This window comes from Mesoplasma grammopterae ATCC 49580, from assembly GCF_000701525.1.
GTDB classification, from domain to species: domain Bacteria; phylum Bacillota_I; class Bacilli_A; order Mycoplasmatales; family Mycoplasmataceae; genus Mesoplasma; species Mesoplasma grammopterae.
The window spans coordinates 162,065-179,396 of record NZ_KL370789.1; the positions used below are offsets into that span (position 1 = coordinate 162,065).

General features: G+C 25.3%; 18 protein-coding genes and 1 riboswitch. Of the genes, 8 read left to right on the top strand and 10 right to left on the bottom strand.

What is annotated here, in order from left to right; genetic code table 4:
• Positions 1-24: 24 nt before the first annotated feature.
• Together T314_RS0103390 and T314_RS03910 are read right to left on the bottom strand one after the other, a co-directional pair.
• Positions 25-906, bottom strand: coding sequence for a deoxyribonuclease IV (locus T314_RS0103390; protein WP_029512196.1), 882 nt, complete (start codon positions 904-906; stop codon positions 25-27).
• 3 nt (positions 907-909) lie between these two features.
• Complete coding sequence (locus T314_RS03910; RefSeq protein ID WP_051612905.1) at positions 910-1,734, bottom strand: riboflavin kinase; 825 nt, start codon at positions 1,732-1,734, stop codon at positions 910-912.
• Positions 1,735-1,858: 124 nt separating this feature from the next.
• Between T314_RS03910 and T314_RS0103400 the strand changes: the two genes are divergently transcribed.
• The gene (locus tag T314_RS0103400) at positions 1,859-2,878 is read left to right on the top strand and encodes a hypothetical protein (RefSeq protein WP_029512198.1); all 1,020 of its coding nucleotides are present in this window, start codon (positions 1,859-1,861) and stop codon (positions 2,876-2,878) included.
• Positions 2,879-2,918: 40 nt separating this feature from the next.
• Here T314_RS0103400 and T314_RS0103405 read toward each other — a convergent pair whose 3' ends face one another.
• Positions 2,919-3,227 (bottom strand): hypothetical protein, encoded by a 309-nt coding sequence (locus tag T314_RS0103405; protein ID WP_029512199.1) that lies wholly within the window; start codon positions 3,225-3,227, stop codon positions 2,919-2,921.
• A 101-nt stretch (positions 3,228-3,328) separates the two neighbouring features.
• On the opposite strand from T314_RS0103405, the gene T314_RS0103410 reads away from it, so the two are divergent.
• The 6 genes from T314_RS0103410 (at position 3,329) to T314_RS0103440 (ending at position 8,651) form a co-directional block, all read left to right on the top strand.
• Entirely contained in the window at positions 3,329-4,105 is a 777-nt protein-coding gene (locus T314_RS0103410) for a glycerol-3-phosphate acyltransferase (RefSeq protein WP_029512200.1), read from the top strand.
• Positions 4,106-4,157: 52 nt separating this feature from the next.
• Positions 4,158-4,649: an isochorismatase family protein gene (locus tag T314_RS0103415; RefSeq protein WP_029512201.1), complete on the top strand. Its 492-nt coding sequence runs from the start codon at positions 4,158-4,160 to the stop codon at positions 4,647-4,649.
• Positions 4,650-4,777: 128 nt separating this feature from the next.
• Positions 4,778-5,014, top strand: a complete 237-nt coding sequence (locus tag T314_RS0103420) for a S1 RNA-binding domain-containing protein (protein WP_011183238.1) — start codon at positions 4,778-4,780, stop codon at positions 5,012-5,014.
• Between the two features lie 127 nt (positions 5,015-5,141).
• Positions 5,142-5,204, top strand: a riboswitch (nucleoside riboswitch).
• Positions 5,205-5,259: 55 nt separating this feature from the next.
• Positions 5,260-6,801: a glutamine-hydrolyzing GMP synthase gene (gene guaA, locus T314_RS0103425; RefSeq protein WP_029512203.1), complete on the top strand. Its 1,542-nt coding sequence runs from the start codon at positions 5,260-5,262 to the stop codon at positions 6,799-6,801.
• Positions 6,802-6,803: 2 nt separating this feature from the next.
• Entirely contained in the window at positions 6,804-7,934 is a 1,131-nt protein-coding gene (guaB, locus tag T314_RS0103430) for an IMP dehydrogenase (RefSeq protein WP_029512204.1), read from the top strand.
• A 249-nt stretch (positions 7,935-8,183) separates the two neighbouring features.
• Positions 8,184-8,651: a hypothetical protein gene (locus tag T314_RS0103440; RefSeq protein ID WP_029512205.1), complete on the top strand. Its 468-nt coding sequence runs from the start codon at positions 8,184-8,186 to the stop codon at positions 8,649-8,651.
• Between the two features lie 77 nt (positions 8,652-8,728).
• Here the strand turns inward: T314_RS0103440 and T314_RS0103445 are convergent, their stop codons facing one another.
• The 6 genes from T314_RS0103445 to T314_RS0103470 form a co-directional block, all read right to left on the bottom strand.
• Positions 8,729-11,395 (bottom strand): glycosyl hydrolase family 18 protein, encoded by a 2,667-nt coding sequence (locus T314_RS0103445; RefSeq protein WP_029512206.1) that lies wholly within the window; start codon positions 11,393-11,395, stop codon positions 8,729-8,731.
• 231 nt (positions 11,396-11,626) lie between these two features.
• The gene (locus tag T314_RS0103450) at positions 11,627-11,878 is read right to left on the bottom strand and encodes a YneF family protein (protein ID WP_029512207.1); all 252 of its coding nucleotides are present in this window, start codon (positions 11,876-11,878) and stop codon (positions 11,627-11,629) included.
• A gap of 34 nt (positions 11,879-11,912) precedes the next feature.
• Positions 11,913-13,880, bottom strand: a complete 1,968-nt coding sequence (tkt, locus tag T314_RS0103455) for a transketolase (RefSeq protein ID WP_029512208.1) — start codon at positions 13,878-13,880, stop codon at positions 11,913-11,915.
• Complete coding sequence (locus T314_RS0103460) at positions 13,864-14,118, bottom strand: DUF896 domain-containing protein (protein WP_036237570.1); 255 nt, start codon at positions 14,116-14,118, stop codon at positions 13,864-13,866. The genes tkt and T314_RS0103460 overlap by 17 nt, the downstream gene beginning before the upstream one ends.
• Positions 14,119-14,146: 28 nt before the next feature.
• Positions 14,147-15,244: a ribosome biogenesis GTPase YqeH gene (gene yqeH / locus T314_RS0103465; protein WP_029512210.1), complete on the bottom strand. Its 1,098-nt coding sequence runs from the start codon at positions 15,242-15,244 to the stop codon at positions 14,147-14,149.
• Positions 15,229-16,140: a hypothetical protein gene (locus tag T314_RS0103470; protein WP_029512211.1), complete on the bottom strand. Its 912-nt coding sequence runs from the start codon at positions 16,138-16,140 to the stop codon at positions 15,229-15,231. Before T314_RS0103470 ends, yqeH begins: the two co-directional genes overlap by 16 nt.
• A 102-nt stretch (positions 16,141-16,242) precedes the next feature.
• Here T314_RS0103470 and T314_RS0103475 point away from each other — a divergent pair, with 102 nt between their 5' ends.
• Positions 16,243-16,947, top strand: a complete 705-nt coding sequence (locus T314_RS0103475) for a hypothetical protein (protein ID WP_029512212.1) — start codon at positions 16,243-16,245, stop codon at positions 16,945-16,947.
• A gap of 61 nt (positions 16,948-17,008) precedes the next feature.
• Here the strand turns inward: T314_RS0103475 and T314_RS0103480 are convergent.
• On the bottom strand, positions 17,009-17,332 hold a 324-nt coding region (locus T314_RS0103480), incomplete at its 5' end, for a BspA family leucine-rich repeat surface protein (RefSeq protein ID WP_029512213.1).

Here is a 17,332-nt window from a genome sequence, read left to right on the forward strand (position 1 = left end):
TTGATTTATTAATTATCTCATATTTTATTTAACTTTTTTGGAAAAATTTTTATTAATTAGGTTTTCAATTTCTTCTTTATATGGAGGTTTATCTTCCACATAAGGTGTTTCTAAAATTTTTGGAATATCTATATATTCTTCATCTCAAAGTACTTTTAATAAATTGTCAAAACCAATGTAACCATAACCAATATTCTCATGTCTATCTTTATGAGCTAATAAAGGATTTTTAGAATCATTTAAGTGGAAACATAAAACTTTATCTTTTCCAATTGTTTGATTAATTTCTTCTTTAATTAATTCTCAATTATTAAAATCATAACCAGCATCATGCATATGGCATGTATCTAAACATACAGCAACTTTTTCTGGCTCGTTTACATTATCAATAACATATTTAAAATCTTTTAAAGATAAACCAACTTCAGTACCTTTTCCAGCCATTGTTTCTAATGCAATAACTACATTAGTTTGACTTGATGCAACAGCATTTAATCCTTTTACTAAAGCATTTAAAGCATCTGTATAATCACCTTTTAATCTTGCTCCTGGGTGTAAAACTAAAATCTTAACTCCAATATCTTCACAACGCTTAATTTCTTGTTTTAAAAAATCAACACCAAAATCTCAAGTTGTTTGATTAACAGGATTTGAAATATTAATAATATAAGGTGCATGAACTACAATGTGATCTTTGTTAATATTATTTTCTTTTAATAATTGATTAAATTCTTCAATATACAACTTATCAGTTGCAGTACGAACTGAGTTTTGTGGTGCACCAGTATAAAACATTAAAGTATTAGCTTCATAACTTAAAGCTTCTTTTACACTTCCGATTAAATATTCTCCATGTTTATTTGATTTACTCATACCAACATGGCTACCTAAAATTGGTTTTTTCATTTTCTATTCTCCTTTAAAATGTTTTATTGCATATGCTTTATCTTGATTTAATAAGTCTTTCAGTTCATCTAAGTTATTTACTTTAATACTTTCACGTATAAAATCTATAATTTCTACGTCGATTCCTCATCCATAAATATCTTGATCAAAATCTAAAATATGACTTTCAAATACATTAACTCCATTTTTATTAGTTCAATAAGCACTGATACTTGGATATGCTTTTTCATCATTTGGTAATTTAGTAGTTGTTAAATAAACAGCTTCTTTCAAAATTAATTCATCATTAATAATAATATTTGCTGTTGGGTAATTAATTGTTCTTCCAATGTGGTTACCATGTTCAACAAAACCTTTAAAACCAAAACTGAATCCATTTAACTTTTTATATTCTTGAATTTTTCCTAATTTTAAAAACTCTTCACTTTTTTTAATATCATTATTAAGTTTTTCATCATATTTAATAATTGTTTTATCTTCAAAAGCTGCTTCAATTTTGTTTAGATCTGCATTTTTATCAAATAAGTATACTTTTTGAATATTTAAATCTTGTTTGATTCTTTCATAATTATATTCTTGATTAAATGAATGTCATAAAACAACTTCACAATCTAAATCTTTAGCTTTTTCCTCAATTCCTTTATTAGGAATTATATTTTTAAAGTTACTAATTTCTTTTTGAATTAAAATAACTTTGAAATTATTCTCTTTTGCTTTTTTAATTAAATTAGTTTCATTTTCATCTCATTTATCAAATTCTGCAAATACAGCTACTGTTTGAGGTAAATTTCATAGCATCATTAGCATTTCATTATAGTGTATAGTCATTTTTTCTCCTCATTAATACAATTTAACTTAATTATATTTCTAAAATTCAAATTAATGTTGTACTAAATTACTATTTTATTTCTATTTTACATTATAATTATAAAATGTGAAAAGGAGAAATTTTATGGCAGAAAAAAAACAGGCTAAAAGCAAAATAAAAATCATTAAACCATTAAAAAAAGAAGCTAAACAAACTAAAGAGTTGCTTTCAGATTTAAATAGCAAAATTAATAATAGTGAAGTTTCAGAAAAAGATAAAAGATTAACTTTAGTTAAAACTCATAAAAAAATTACTAATCTTTTATTGCAGACTATTCCATATTTATTATTCTTATTTATATTGGATGTTGTAATGCTGAGTGTGATTACAGTATTATTTATTCTTTCAACATTCATACTTGATGGAACAGCTGCTGATATTGTTAGATACATATTATTAGGTGTTTCAGCTTTTATGTTAGCAAAATTTACTTACATGAATTGATTTTCAAAAAACTTATATTTCAAAAAGATTATTGTATTTAAATATAAATCAAAAGTTGACAGACAAAAATTTAAAGCAGTTAGAGAAATTTCATTTACACCAATTTGATTCTTGATATTCTTTGTCGCATCAAATTTTTACATTACTATTTTAGTAAACTTTGAAATTCAACAAAACTTTGTGTCGCCTAAAGATGGGGCCGAAAACATTGTTTTAATCTGAGCTATTTTAAGAACCACAATTGATATGATGCTTCTTCCATCATTCTTGAACTCATTTAATAAAATTGCTGATAAATCTAAAGCAATTGATGCAAACTATGTTAAATTGATTAAAGATCAATATTTCTCAAATAAATCATTATTTGAGGATGTCGAATTTGAAGATAATTACTTGAACTTAAAATTTAGTAAAAACAGTTTAACTTCAAAAAATGGATTATTTATTTTGATTAATAAGGATGATTTAACTAGACCTGATCAAGGTAGAATGATAGAAATAAATAATGAAATATTAGATCGTTATAAAGAAATATGAGAAAGTTATGTCGATTTATTAGAAAACAGAATGAAAGCTAAATTTAATAAAGCAACAGTTCACAAACTTTTCTGATTAGAAAGAATATATGACACAATTTTCTTAGATTTATTTGAAATTTAAAATTGATATTAAAAAACCTTATGTTAATTCATAAGGTTTTTTAATTTTTATCTTCAATTAGCTTTTCATTATAAACAACTTGAAATTCATTTCTGGCTATTTTTTCTTTAATAGGTAAAACTTGATTTAAGTATTTTGGGTTTGCTTTTCTACCAGCCATTATAGCATTGTAAATAACTCATCCTAAAATTGGGATAAATCATAATAATCTTAATCACCCAGCTGTTTTATTATCAATTTTACTTACATGTTTATAAAGAACTTTGTTTTCAACTTTCAGTTGAGCATTTTGTTTTATCAATTCTTCAACTGTTAAGTCTAAATTTCTTTTTAAAATTTGTTCACTCATAGTTTCTCCTATATTTAGTAATTTAACTACAATAAATTTTAACACAAAAATCTAATATACTATTTGATATAATAAATTTGTTACTGAAAGGATTTGATTAAATGTTTCCCTATTTAGGAATTATTATAGCTTCAATCTTTGGTTATTTATTAGGTAGTGTTCTTTGATCAGTTCCTGTTACTAAATGAGTCAAAGGTGTAAGTATTTATGAAGTGGGTTCAAATAACCCTGGAGCCACTAATACAGTTAGAATATTGGGTAAAAGATGAGGTTTAGCTGTAGCTTTACTTGATGGATTTAAAGTATTAATCACAGCTGCGTTTGCAGCTGGATTATCAATGATACCAAGTGAATTATTTAGTAAAACAAGTTACTTTATTCCATGTATCTTTGTATTGATTGGTCATTGCTGACCAATTTGATTTAAATTTAAAGGTGGTAAAGCTGTAAGTTGTTTCTTAGGTTTATTAGTTGTTGTTAATTACTTATACTTTTTAATTTTCTTTATCGTTTGATGAATATTTGCATTCAAATATCGTAAAGTTAGTTTATCTTCAATTATTGGAACTGCTACAATCTTATTATTAATGTGATTACCTTGAACATATGGTGTAATGGGTTATAGCTTATTTAATGGATATGATTCTTTCATTGTTGCTTGAGATAAGCACATTGTATTTAGTTTTTATAACTTATTCCATAAGTTTTCTTCTAATATACATGGTTCAAACTTTGCTGATGGAATGTTAACTGGACAAATTGTTATCTTAATTGGAATGGTTATTTTAGTTGTTAGACATAAAACAAATATTGTTAAATTAAAAAATAAAACTGAGCAACCAATTTATCCTAAAAAAGATAAAACTAGTAAAATGTAGCATAATAGCTACATTTTTTATTTGTTATAATTTTATAAAGGAGATTACTCATATGAATAAAGCATTAATTATTGTTGATTACCAATTTGATTTTGTAGATCCAAGCGGAAAGTTATATGTGCCTACTGCTGAAACTAAGAAAAATTATATAGAAGAACTTATAAAAGAATTCTATGACAATAAAGATCTTATTATCGCTACAAAGGATGTACATCCTATTGATCATTATTCTTTCAAAGAGTGAGGGCCTCATTGTGTTGTTAATACAAATGGAACTAATTTATATTTTGATGCATCAAAAATTAATAAAATAGTTGAAAAAGGTAAAAATAAAGAAACTGAAAGTTATAGTGCTTTTTTTGATGAGAAAGGAAACTCTAACTTTCTTGATGAATATTTAAGAGAAAATGATATTCAAGAATTAACTATTGTAGGAGTTGCATTAGAAGTTTGTGTTAAAGCAACTTTTGAACATGCAATTGAATTGGGTTATAAAACTAATTTAGATTTAAAAGGTTGTGCTGGATTTCAAGATAAAAAATAAAAATACTATTTTATTTAAAACTAATTGATATAATAAAGTTAGTATTTGAACAAATCGAATCTTAAAATTTTAACTTTTAGTTCATAATTTTATCCATTTGATCAGTATTATAGAAAGTAGACGACAAAATGAACAAAGTTATCTCAGTTAAAATTTCTGATATTGCTCCTTTTGGTGCATTTGCTATTTTTGAATTAGACGGTAAAGAATACAAAGGTTTAATCCATATTAGTGAAATTGCTAACACTTTTGTAAACGACATTAACGATTTCGTTAAAGTTGGTCAAGACGTTGAAGTTCTAATTTTAGAATTAAACGATGAAAAAGCTCAAGCAAAATTATCAATTAAAAAAGTTAACGCTTAATTAATAATTAAACGAACTAAAAAAGAGAACTTACTGTTCTCTTTTTTCTTTACAAATATTTTTACATTTATTGTTGAATATAAACACAACATTAATATATAATAATTTAAATAATTAAATATAAAAAACTTATACATGACAACATATTGGGTTGTCGACCTGCCTCTGGACCTATCCTTAGACTATAAGCGTGAGGTTTTTTTACACAAAAAAAGACCTCTTTTTTTATTTAGAAGGAGATTAAAATGAAAAATACTCAAATCTTGATTTTAGATTTTGGAAGTCAATATACACAGTTATTAGCTAGAAGAGTTAGAGAAGCTAATATTTATACAGAAGTTTTACCTTTTGATACATCAATTGAAAAAATTAAGGAATATCCACTACTAAAAGGTATCATTCTTTCTGGTGGACCTTCAAGTGTATATTTACAAAATGCTTATAAAATAGATTCTGAAATCTTAAATTTAGATATTGCTATTTTAGGTGTATGTTATGGTATGCAATTATTAACTCAATATTTTGAAGGAGCTGTTGAATTGGCTGATGAACAAGAATTTGGTAAAGCAATTATAACTATTGATGATAAAAAGAATTCACTTTTTAAAAATGTAAACACTGATTCTCAAGTTTGAATGAGTCATGCTGATCATGTTACAAAGTTACCAGTAGATTTCAAACAAATTGCACATTCTAATGCAAGTATTGCAGCTATTGCTCATAATACTAAACCAATTTATGGTATTCAATTCCATGCTGAAGTAACTCATTCTTTACAAGGTAAAGAAATGTTAGAAAACTTCTTATATGATATAGCTAAATGTAATAAAGACTGAAATCTTGATGACTTTATTGATCAACAAATCAAAGAAATCAAAGAAATTGTTAAAGATAAACAAGTTATTTTGGGTTTAAGTGGTGGGGTTGATTCATCAGTTGCTGCTGCTATTATTGGTAAAGCTATTGGTAAACAACTTACTTGTATCTTTGTTGATACTGGTTTATTAAGAAAAAATGAAACAATTGAAGTTATGAAAGCTTATGAAACTAATTTTGATATCAATATTAAGTTAGTTGATGCAAGCGATCTTTTCTTTTCTGAATTAAAAGGAATTAAAGAACCTGAAGCTAAAAGAAAAGTTATTGGTAAATGTTTTATAGATGTTTTTACAGATGTAGCTAGACAACATAAAGATGCTGATTTCTTAGCACAAGGAACTATTTATCCAGATGTAATTGAATCTTCTTCTCATGGAGCAAGTTCTAAAACAATTAAATCTCATCACAATGTTGGTGGATTACCTGAAGATTTAAAATTTAAATTAATTGAACCTTTAAGAAACTTATTTAAAGATGAAGTTAGACAAGTTGGTTTTAAATTAGGATTACCTGAAGAAATGATTAATCGTCATCCTTTCCCTGGACCTGGGTTAGGAATTAGAGTTATTGAAGAAGTAACTAAGGAAAAAGTTGAAATTTTACAAGAAGTAGATGCTATATTTATTAAAAAATTAAGAGAATGAAATTTATATAATTCAGTTTCACAAGCCTTTGTTACATTATTACCAGTTAAAACAGTTGGTGTAATGGGTGATAATCGTACTTATGATTATGTTGTTGCTTTAAGAAGCGTTAATACAATTGATTTTATGACAGCAACTAGCACACATCTTCCTTGAGAATTTTTAGATGAAGTAGTAAATGAAATAATAAATAAAGTAGATAATGTTAACCGAGTAGTTTATGATGTTACATCTAAACCTCCAGGAACAATAGAATGAGAATAAATATGAATAAAGATCTAAATGGAAAAATTATAAATGAAGCAATTACTTTTGATGATGTACTATTAGTACCTAATTACTCAGAAGTTTTACCTCATGAAGTTTGTTTAAAAACTAAATTAACTAAAAATATAGAATTAAATATTCCTATCATTTCTGCAGCTATGGATACAGTTACTGAATCTGAGTTAGCAATTGCGATTGCAAGTATTGGTGGTATTGGTATTGTTCATAAAAATCTAACAATTGAACAACAAGCAAATGAAATTAGAATAGTTAAATCAATTAAACCTACAGATGAATTTCCAAATGCTTGTATTGATGCTAATGGATTTTTAAGAGTTGGTGGCGCTGTTGGAGTTAATGATGAAACTCTAACACGTGTAGAAGGTCTAATTTCAGCTGGTATTGATGTTTTAGTAGTTGATTCAGCACATGGTCATAGTAAAGGTATTATTGATGTTGTAAAAGCAATTAGAGTTAAATATGCTAACTTAGATATTATTGCTGGTAACATTTGTACAGTTGAAGGTGCTGAAGCCCTTTATAAAGCTGGAGCTGATTGTGTTAAAGTTGGAATTGGTCCTGGAAGTATTTGTACAACCAGAGTTGTTGCTGGAGTTGGAGTACCTCAAATTACAGCAATTAATGATGTTTACAATTGATCTATTAATAAAGATGTAACTTTAATTGCAGATGGTGGAATTAAATACTCTGGTGATGTTGTTAAAGCTTTAGCAGCCGGTGCTCATTCTGTAATGTTAGGAAGTATGTTAGCTGGAACTGAAGAAGCTCCTGGTCAAGAAGTTATTATTAATAATAAAAGATATAAAACTTATGTTGGTATGGGTTCTTTAGCAGCAATGAAGCGTGGAAGTAGTGATCGTTACTTCCAAAAAGGAGCTAAAAAATTAGTTCCTGAAGGAATAGAAGCAGTTGTTCCTTTCAAAGGCACTTTAGAAGAAGTTATTTTTCAATTAGTTGGTGGTTTAAGAAGCGGAATGGGCTACACTGGTTCTAATACAATAGATTGTTTAAGACACAATGCTAAATTTGTTAAAATAACTGGAGCTAGTTTAAAAGAATCTCATCCTCATGATGTAGAAATTTCAGCTGAAGCTCCTAATTATAAATAATAAAAACTCACTTTTATAACAAAGTGAGTTTTTATTATTATGTTGTTGACTTTATTATTATAATGATAAAATGTAAGTGTGATAATTTTTTTATTACAAAAAGGAAAGACAAAGGCAAATCAATATAATGAAAAAAGAAGAAAATAAACAAATTCTTGAACATAATGAATTTGTAAAAAATAACTGTAATATTTTCTTATTTTATAAATTCTTTAATTAACTATTATTTAAAAATAGAAGTTAATTAAGATGTTTTGAAGTATTTTATATTTTATATCATTAACGCCTTGTATTATAGGTTTAATACAAATACATAATTTAGAGATTAAAAAAGAAAGCAACGATTATAATGATCATGATGAAATTAAAATTTATATTGTTTTAGTTTCTATTTTGGATCTTTTCATAACTTTTTGATTAATTTTAAATTTAGCTTTACTGATGGTTATTGTTTTAGATAGTAATTCACAACTACCAAGTCCTGGTTTTTATTACTCAATAATTTTATTAATTATTTTAATCATTTTTAAATTTTTAAATATCTTATTTATTTCAATTAGTAAAACATTTAAAAATAAATTTAAAAATGAAAGCTTATTTAATCAAAAAAGCAAAAAAATAATCTTTAATTTATTATTTCTATTACCTTTAGTCAACGTTATTTGATTATTTATTATACTTGTACCAATAATAAAAAAAGAAGGAATAAGAAAATAACTGCTTATATTAAAAAAACTCATTTAAAATGAGTTTTATTTTTTAATTATTAATTACTTGCTCTTAGATTTTAGACTTTATTTTTGATCTTTTAATTTACCAAAACTTTCATCAAATCATTTACTATATGATCACCTATATCACATAATTTTTGGTTCTGTCCCTCCATAAGTATCTGGTATCATACCTTCAAACGCATCAAAAAGAATTGATCATGTCATTAACCCTCTAATCTTAATCTCATCAGAATTTAATAAATTGTAAGCTTTATTGAAAGCTTCTTTTGAACCTGCTCCTCTTCCTGCTGGTTCATTTGTTGAAGCACCAATAATGAATTTATCTGTTGGTATTTGATAAAAACCATTTTGATTATTAGGCTTTGACGTAATATATTTTGACATTAAATAATAAAATTCACCACGCTTGTCAACATTATCATTTGTAATATATGTATTTTGTTGAACACCTGTTTTTATGGCATCTTCACTTGTTTCTACTTGAACACCATCTCCTCAACCATTATAAAATTGGGGATTTATTCAGTCATAATAACCATCAAGACCATCTAAAAATTCTTTATAGTTTCTACCCTCAGTATTTTTTCTAAGGTAAGGAAATTCAGGAGCCATAGTTATAATAAAATCTTTTCCTTCAGATTTATATTCATCTTTTAATTCTTTAAGGGCTTGAGCTGTTACCTTTTTACTTTCTGAACTATTTAAAGAAGCAGATTCTCAGTCTATGTCTATTCCGTCAAAGCCATATTCGTTAATCACGCTTTTAATGGCTGTTTTCAATTGTTCTTTTTGATCACTTCTAAATTTCATATGTTCAGCAGTAGCTCCTCCCATTGATATAAGTACTCTTTTACCTTGAGATTGTAACGCTTTAATTCCTTCTTTTATTGCGGCAGGATTATTAGGGCTATAAGTTGGCATTTGATATTCCACATTAGAATATAAAAATGATAAATTAATAACATTATAAGAAGAAGTTAACAAATCTTTATCATTTAATGCAATTTTATTTTCAAAATTTCCTCCTCAATCATAATGATATCCAACTAGGGTTTTTACTTCATATTGAACTTCTACACTACCTTTATATTTGGCTAAATTATTAGATTGAATCGTTGCTACTTCATTTGTTTTATTAATTACTTTTAAATCTTTTTCTTCAATTGTTGTAGTTGGGTTAAATTTTAAAATATTTCTAATTATTCCTGAATCTAAATTATCAGATATACCTTTTAAATTTCTTTTTTTTATTAAAGTACTTAAATCAACTGCATTTGATGTATCTATAATATATTTTATTTTAACTGAACCACTATATTTTGTTGGATCAGTTGATTTAACTAATGCGTTTGATGTAGTAATTGATTGTGAATCAATTCCTATTGCATTAATATCTATATTTGGATTTTTTGATTTAATAGCTTGTTTGATTGTATTTTCATCAGTTGAGGCTAATGTTCCTAAATTAGTTTCTTTTAATACAGAAGATAGAGGAACAACTTTTGAAGTATCAAGTTTAAAAGTTATGTTTATACTTCCTTTATATTTGCTTGGATTATTTGATGCAACTATTGCTGATGTTTCAGTTATATTATTAATATCTACGTAATTCACTTCTAAATTAGAATTCAATTTTGATAATTGATTTTTAATAGTTATTTCATCTAATTTATCTAAAGTACCTAAATTTGTATTTGTAATTACTGATGCTAAATCAGTAGCTAAAAGATTTTCATCTACTTTAAAAGTTAAATCAAGATAACCTTCTTTTGGATTGATATAAACATTTTCATCAGTTGAAGTAACTCTAGCTCAACCTCAACCACTTGAAGAATTAAAACCAGCATCATATATTCTTACATAATTAGAATTTAACTTAGAGTTATCTTTTACTAAAGCATTTAATATTATATCAGGATCTGCATTTGGTAAAACAGTTGTAATATTTTGATTAGTTATAACATTCGCTAAATTTGTTTTTTCTGGTTTTGTTCCATTGATAGTAAATGTAACATTTACAGAACCTGTATATCTTCCAGAAGCTGATGAATTAACTCTTGCTGATGTTTGAGTTATATAAGTGATATTAATGTCTTTTGTTGTTAATTTAGGATTTAATTTAATGACTGCTTGTTGAATTGTTAGCACGTTGTTATCAGATAAAATACCTAAATCTTTTTTAGTGATTACACTACTTAAATTTGGTTTTATTGCTTGTATTGTAAAAACAACTGTGAGTGAGCCATTATATATAAAATCATCACCTGTTATTAATGCTGATGTTGAATCTATTTCTGTTATTTCAAAACCATTAATATTAATATCCGGATTTTTTGATAAGATCGCTTTTCGAATCGCACTTTCTGATTTACTACTTATAGTACCTAAATCAGTATTTATAAGATTGTCTTCTAAAGCTGGAACAATATAAAAAGAAACTGTAATTTCACCATTATATCTATCCTGACCAATTAAACTTGCTTTTCCTGAACTTTCACTTGTATTAATGTTAGTTATTTCAAAATCTGATGTAACTAACTTTGGATTGTTTAATAAAACAGCTTGTCTTATTTCATATTCTATTGATCTATTTATAATTCCTAAACTCTTTTTTTCAATGACTGTTGCAATATTAATTTTTTTAGTATTATTGCTACATGATACTGCTAAAATTGTTGTTGGAACTATCAATGATATGGTACCTAATAAACCTAGTAATTTTTTCAAAATATTTCTCCTCACTATTTATTTACAAAATATTATATGTTATATAAAATTGTTAATAAATAAAAGATAAGTGTGATATGTCTGTTTATTTTTGAGTAAATTTAGAAAGTAATTTTATAAGTGTTTAAAAAATTAAAATTAAAATTATTTGTACAATTATTTACTAATTTAAAATAAAAAATATGTTTTGGTTCCAAAGACCAAAACATATTTTTTATTTTATTTTATTAATTATTTTTTAGCTTGTTGCATTGCACGCATTGTTTTTTTAATGTCTGATTCACTTGGTTTTCTTCCCATGCTCATGTACATTGCGCGAATTTGTTTTTCTGTAACAGGTGGATTATCTTTTAATTGTTTTTTAACCATTGCTCTAGTAATGAAAAAACCAATAATTGCTCCTAAGATAATTGCTCCTAAGATAACTCCGATTAGCATTCCTGCTAATCCTCCTGCTGAAAATTCTGTTGTAAATAATACCATAATTTCACTCTATTCTATTTTTCTTTATTTTAAATTATTTTATAACCTTTTTAATTTTATTAAAAATTTGCTCACTTGTAAATCCATATTGACTAATTACTTTATTAGCTGGTGCACTTGCTCCAAAAACATCAATTCCAATGTTTAATCCATTGTCACCTGTATATTTGCTTCATCCATAAGTTGTTCCCATTTCAATTGAAACTCTTAAAGTTGATTTATCAATAATTTTATCTTTATATAATTGATCTTGCTGATCAAATAAATTTGTTGAAGGCATTGAAACTACTTTTGCAATAATGCCTTCTTCTTTTAACCTTTTAGCTGTTTCTATTGCTAAACCAACTTCACTACCTGTTGCTATTAAAGTTACTGAAGCATTAGGTTGATCAAAAATAATATATGCTCCTTTTTTAACTTCTTCATAAACATCATTATGTGGTAGTTGAACTAAGTCTTGTCTAGTTAAAACTAAAGTAGAAGGACATTTTTTTAAATCTTGTAATGCTATTTTATAAGATGCTAACGTTTCAGCATAATCAGCTGGTCTAAATGTAATGTGATTTGGAATACTTCTAATCATTGCTAATTGTTCTACTGGTTGATGAGTTGGTCCATCTTCTCCAACAGCAACTGAATCATGAGTAAATATAAATAATTGTTGTGTATTCATAATTGATGATAAACGCATTGCTGGTTTCATGTAATCTGAGAATACAAAGAATCCACTTGAGAATGGAATTAAACCACCATGTTGATGAATACCATTATTTATAGCTCCCATAGCAAATTCTCTAACACCATAAAGAATATTTCTTCCACTTCTATTATCAATATCAAATTGACCATCAGCACCTTTAATTCTTGTTGATGAAACTAAATCAGCTGAACCACCAATTAAAAATTTAACTTGAGAATTTATGCTATCTCAAATGTTTCCTGAACTAACTCTAGTAGCTTCTGTTTTTTCTGGAGTTTTACCTTTTAATGCTTCAAAATCAAAATTAATTTGTTTGTTAATACCATTTGTAAATTGTTTTGCTAATTCTGGATTTTTAATTTTTAAACTATTTAATGTTTCGTTTCATTTTTCTTCAATTATTAAATTTTTTGAAATATTTTCATTTCAATGTTTATAAATATCAGTTGGAATTTCAAAATCATCAAATTTTCAATCAAAAACATTTTTAACTGTTTCAATATCTGAACCAATTGGGGCACCATGTACTGCACTAGTTCCTTGTTTTGTGGCTCCTATACCAATAATTGTTTTGACTTCAATATATGTAGGTTTATCTGATGCTTTAGCATCATTAATAGCTTTTTCAATAGCTACTAAATCTTCACCATCATTAATTTTTAAAGTATTTCATTGAGCAGCTTTAAATCTTTCGTGCATATTTTCATTTTGAGCTTTTTCAACTTTGTCATCTAATTGAATATCATTTGAGTCGTGAATTAAGATTAATTTGTTTAATTTTAATCTACCAGCTAAACTAATTGATTCTTGAGCTACACCTTCTTGTAAATCTCCATCACCACATAAAACAAATGTATGGTGATCAACTAATTTTAAATCTGATTGATTATATACTGATGCTGTATGAGATTCAGCAATTGCCAATCCAACAGCCATTGCAATTCCTTGACCTAAAGGTCCAGTTGTTACATCAACACCTTCAGTTAAGTGAGATTCAGGGTGACCTGGTGTTTTACTATTTCATTGTCTAAAGTTTTTAATTTCATCCATTGATAAATTATAACCAGCCAAATGTAATGCTGAATATAATAAAGCACTTCCATGTCCTGCTGATAATACGAAACGATCTCTATCAAATCACTTAGGATTTTTAGGATTATGTTTCATTATTTTGTTAAATAAAGTATAAACAATTGGTGCAGCCCCTAATACAATACCTGGGTGACCTGAATTTGCTTTATTAATTGCAGAAACCCCTAAAATTCTTAAAGCATTTAAATTGTTGTTATTTTTGTTTATCATTTTTATCTCCTTCATTCTTTAGTTTGCTTGGTGTTACATCATTTCCTTGTGCATCTATTACTTTTGTACTTTTTAATTGTTGTTCAAAACCACTTCTAAAGTATTTTAAATATAGAACTTTTAATTCTTCTCTATATGCACTTTCTTCTGATGTCAGTTCACGATCTTTTTTTATTTTTGCCAAACGATTTATTTCTTGAATAACTTCTGGCATTGACATTTCTTTTGATTGACTCATTTTAATACCCCTTTAAACTTATTTTATACTAAACTAATGGTTTTCTTAATGTTGTTTCAACTTCAACATTACTTGTAGGAATATTTATTGTTACTTTCATTGGATTTTTAACTTTAAAGTTAAATCAACCTAATCCTGAAATAGATATCTCAAATTCTTTGTTTATATCTTTTTCATTAAATATAAACTCTCTTTTAACAAAGTTATTGTCTAAATTATATGGAACAATATTTTCTTTATTTCTTGTGTAATAATCAAACGCATTTTTTGTATTAGTTCTATGTAATTTGATTTCTTTGTTATTGAAGAAATGAAAACTGTTAATTTCATCACTTTCTCATTCAAAATCAACTCAAGCAATACCTGCATAAAAAATTGAGTTAAATGGTTTTAATTGAAAAGTATTTTGTGCAACTTCTTTATTGAAGTAAATATATTTTCAATCCTCTTTATCTAATAAATTAGCAGCAGAATTGCTTCTAGCGATTCCTGGTGTATCAAATATAATATCATCACTTGATAATTTAATTTGAATGAAGTCTAATGTTGTATTAAAGTATTTAGATTCAACTATTTGAGGTATCAAGTTATTTGCTCTTAAAAGTGAATTAATAATTGAAGATTTGCCAACATTAGAACTACCAATGAAATATTTTTTAGCTTTAGTTTTCTTAATTTTATTCAATAAACTATTTGTAAAATTATTTTTAAAACTTGTATTTAAAATAATGTTTGCATCGTATATAGCACTTTTTGCAAATAGATCAGTTATGTATTTTCTTATTTTTGCTAGTTTCACAGCTTTAGGTAATAAATCTATTTTATTAACTACAATTGTAACTGGGTATCTTTTAATAGCTTCTTCAATTTCTTTAACTCTACTTCCTTCTAAATCAAAAATATCGATTATATAAAAGAATTCTATATCTTTTGGTTTATCATTTTGAATTAAAGTTTTTAGTTTTAAAATAAATTGTTCAGCATTTATTTCTTGATTAATTAATTCATTATAGTTTTTAATTTTAAAACATCTTAAACAATATTCATTTTCTGGTTTAATAACATAACCAGGTTTATTTTGATCCTTACTTTGTTTTAAAATTCCACAACCTATACACTTGCTCATGTTTCCCCCATATGTTTGTTCATAATATAACTTAAGAACTTTATTAAAACTAATATTTTTAATACATCATCATAACAATGTGATCTAGCTTCTTTTAAATTTTTAGATAATTTATTGTGTTCATATTGTGAAACATTTTCTAAGCTAAATAGTTTTAAAGCTCTACTACATAAGAATGTTATATTATCATCTTTAAAATTATATTTATTATGTAGTTCTTCTGTGTAATCGAAGAACTTTTTTAAACTTCTTATTTTAATAGAATCATCGACATCACCCTTTTTAAGGTTTTGTTCATTATAAAATTTTTCACCATTTTTTGAATAATTAGAAAAACTTAAATTTTGTTCTAACGCATCATATATATCAAAACTATTTAACTTATAGCTTTTTGTATCTTTATTGAAAATAAATAGATCAGTCTTTTTATTCTTAAATAAAGCTTTGTATGTATTAATTCATTGTTCGATTATTTTTTTATCATTGTCTTGTCCTGCAAAAATAATTGTTCTAATGTTTTTGTTAACACACATATTAATAAAACTTTTAATCATTGACTGATACTGAGTTTTAAAATCATATTTATCATCATTAATTTTTCTTTTAATTGACAAGCTGTTTATTGATTTATGATTGTTTCTTGTTAAAACTTCATTAAAGTTTTTAGCAAATGAATAGTTCATTAAATAAACTATATCTTTTTCTTCTTCACTGTACAATTTAGGTTTTATGTTTTCAAAGTCATGACTACGATTAAAAAATTCTGTATCTAATATTAGAACCGGAAATTTAATTTCTTTTAATTTATTTTGTAAACCTTCAAAATTAAAATAAATTGATTGGTATTTATTCAGTTTTATTGAATTATCTTTAATTTCCAAATTTTTATACTTCATAGTTCTCTTCTTTTCCTTTTTATATTTTAACAAATTAATATATTATTTCATTGTTGTATAATCTTATTTATAGGTTATAAACACTAAATGGAGGTATTTTTAATGATATTAAGTAAATTAACTAGTAACATTTTAATTAATGAATTAATTGATGATATAAATTCTTGCATTAAAAATATGAATTTAGTTGAGGAATTAAACCAGAGTAATGATTATAATTTCAATAATTTGCATGAAATTTATAATAATAAATTAATAGAATTATTCGAAATAGATAATGATCTTTCTTTTATAAATATTTTTATAGAAGATTTTACTCAGCAGGTAAGTAAGATGTTAATTGATGAAAAGCAAACATTTAAATTAAATGATTCAAAAGAACAAGAAAATAAAAAAAGAGTTTTTGAATTCATCATTTTCATTCAAAATAAACTTTTAAACTATAAAAAAATAATTATATCTTTAAACTGAATCCTAGAAAAAATGGGTAATGACATTGAAATAAATGAAAATAATAAAATTGAGTTTTATTCTTTAGTTGATTTTAATATTGAAAGAAGATTTAAAAAAATAAGAGAAGATATTGAATTAAGTTCAAACTTATTAGATTTAGAAAATGTATTTATCAATGAATTTGAAAAATTAAATTTAAATGATAAGAAAGAACAACTAGAAAAATTATTAAGCTCAATAAATTTTGATTCCATTTTAGAAATGCATGATGTTGACGAAATTATTAGAATATCACAAATGTCTACTTCAATAAATTTTTTAATTAAATTTATTGAAGTTATTAATAAAATTTAAAAAATAATTAGCATTTAAATTAAAAAAAAGTAACCTTCTTTTCTACAGGTTACTTTTTTAATTAATTTAGTTTACTCATGTCCTTAAACTTTGGTTTATATTCATTTTGTCAATTTGTATTTTCATCAAACCCTTGATGATTTCGAACATTTAATACATTTCATTCTGATATATCATTATTAAAACTAGAATTTTTAAACATATAAGACATATCAGTTACATTAGAAACATTTCATTCTGATATGTTTTGATTAAAAATAGAATCTTGAAACATTCTCTTTGTATTAGTTACTTTCGAAACATCTCATTTTGACAAGTCTTGATCAAAATTATAATTTGAAGCAAACATATATGACATATTAGTAACATTTGAAACATTTCAATC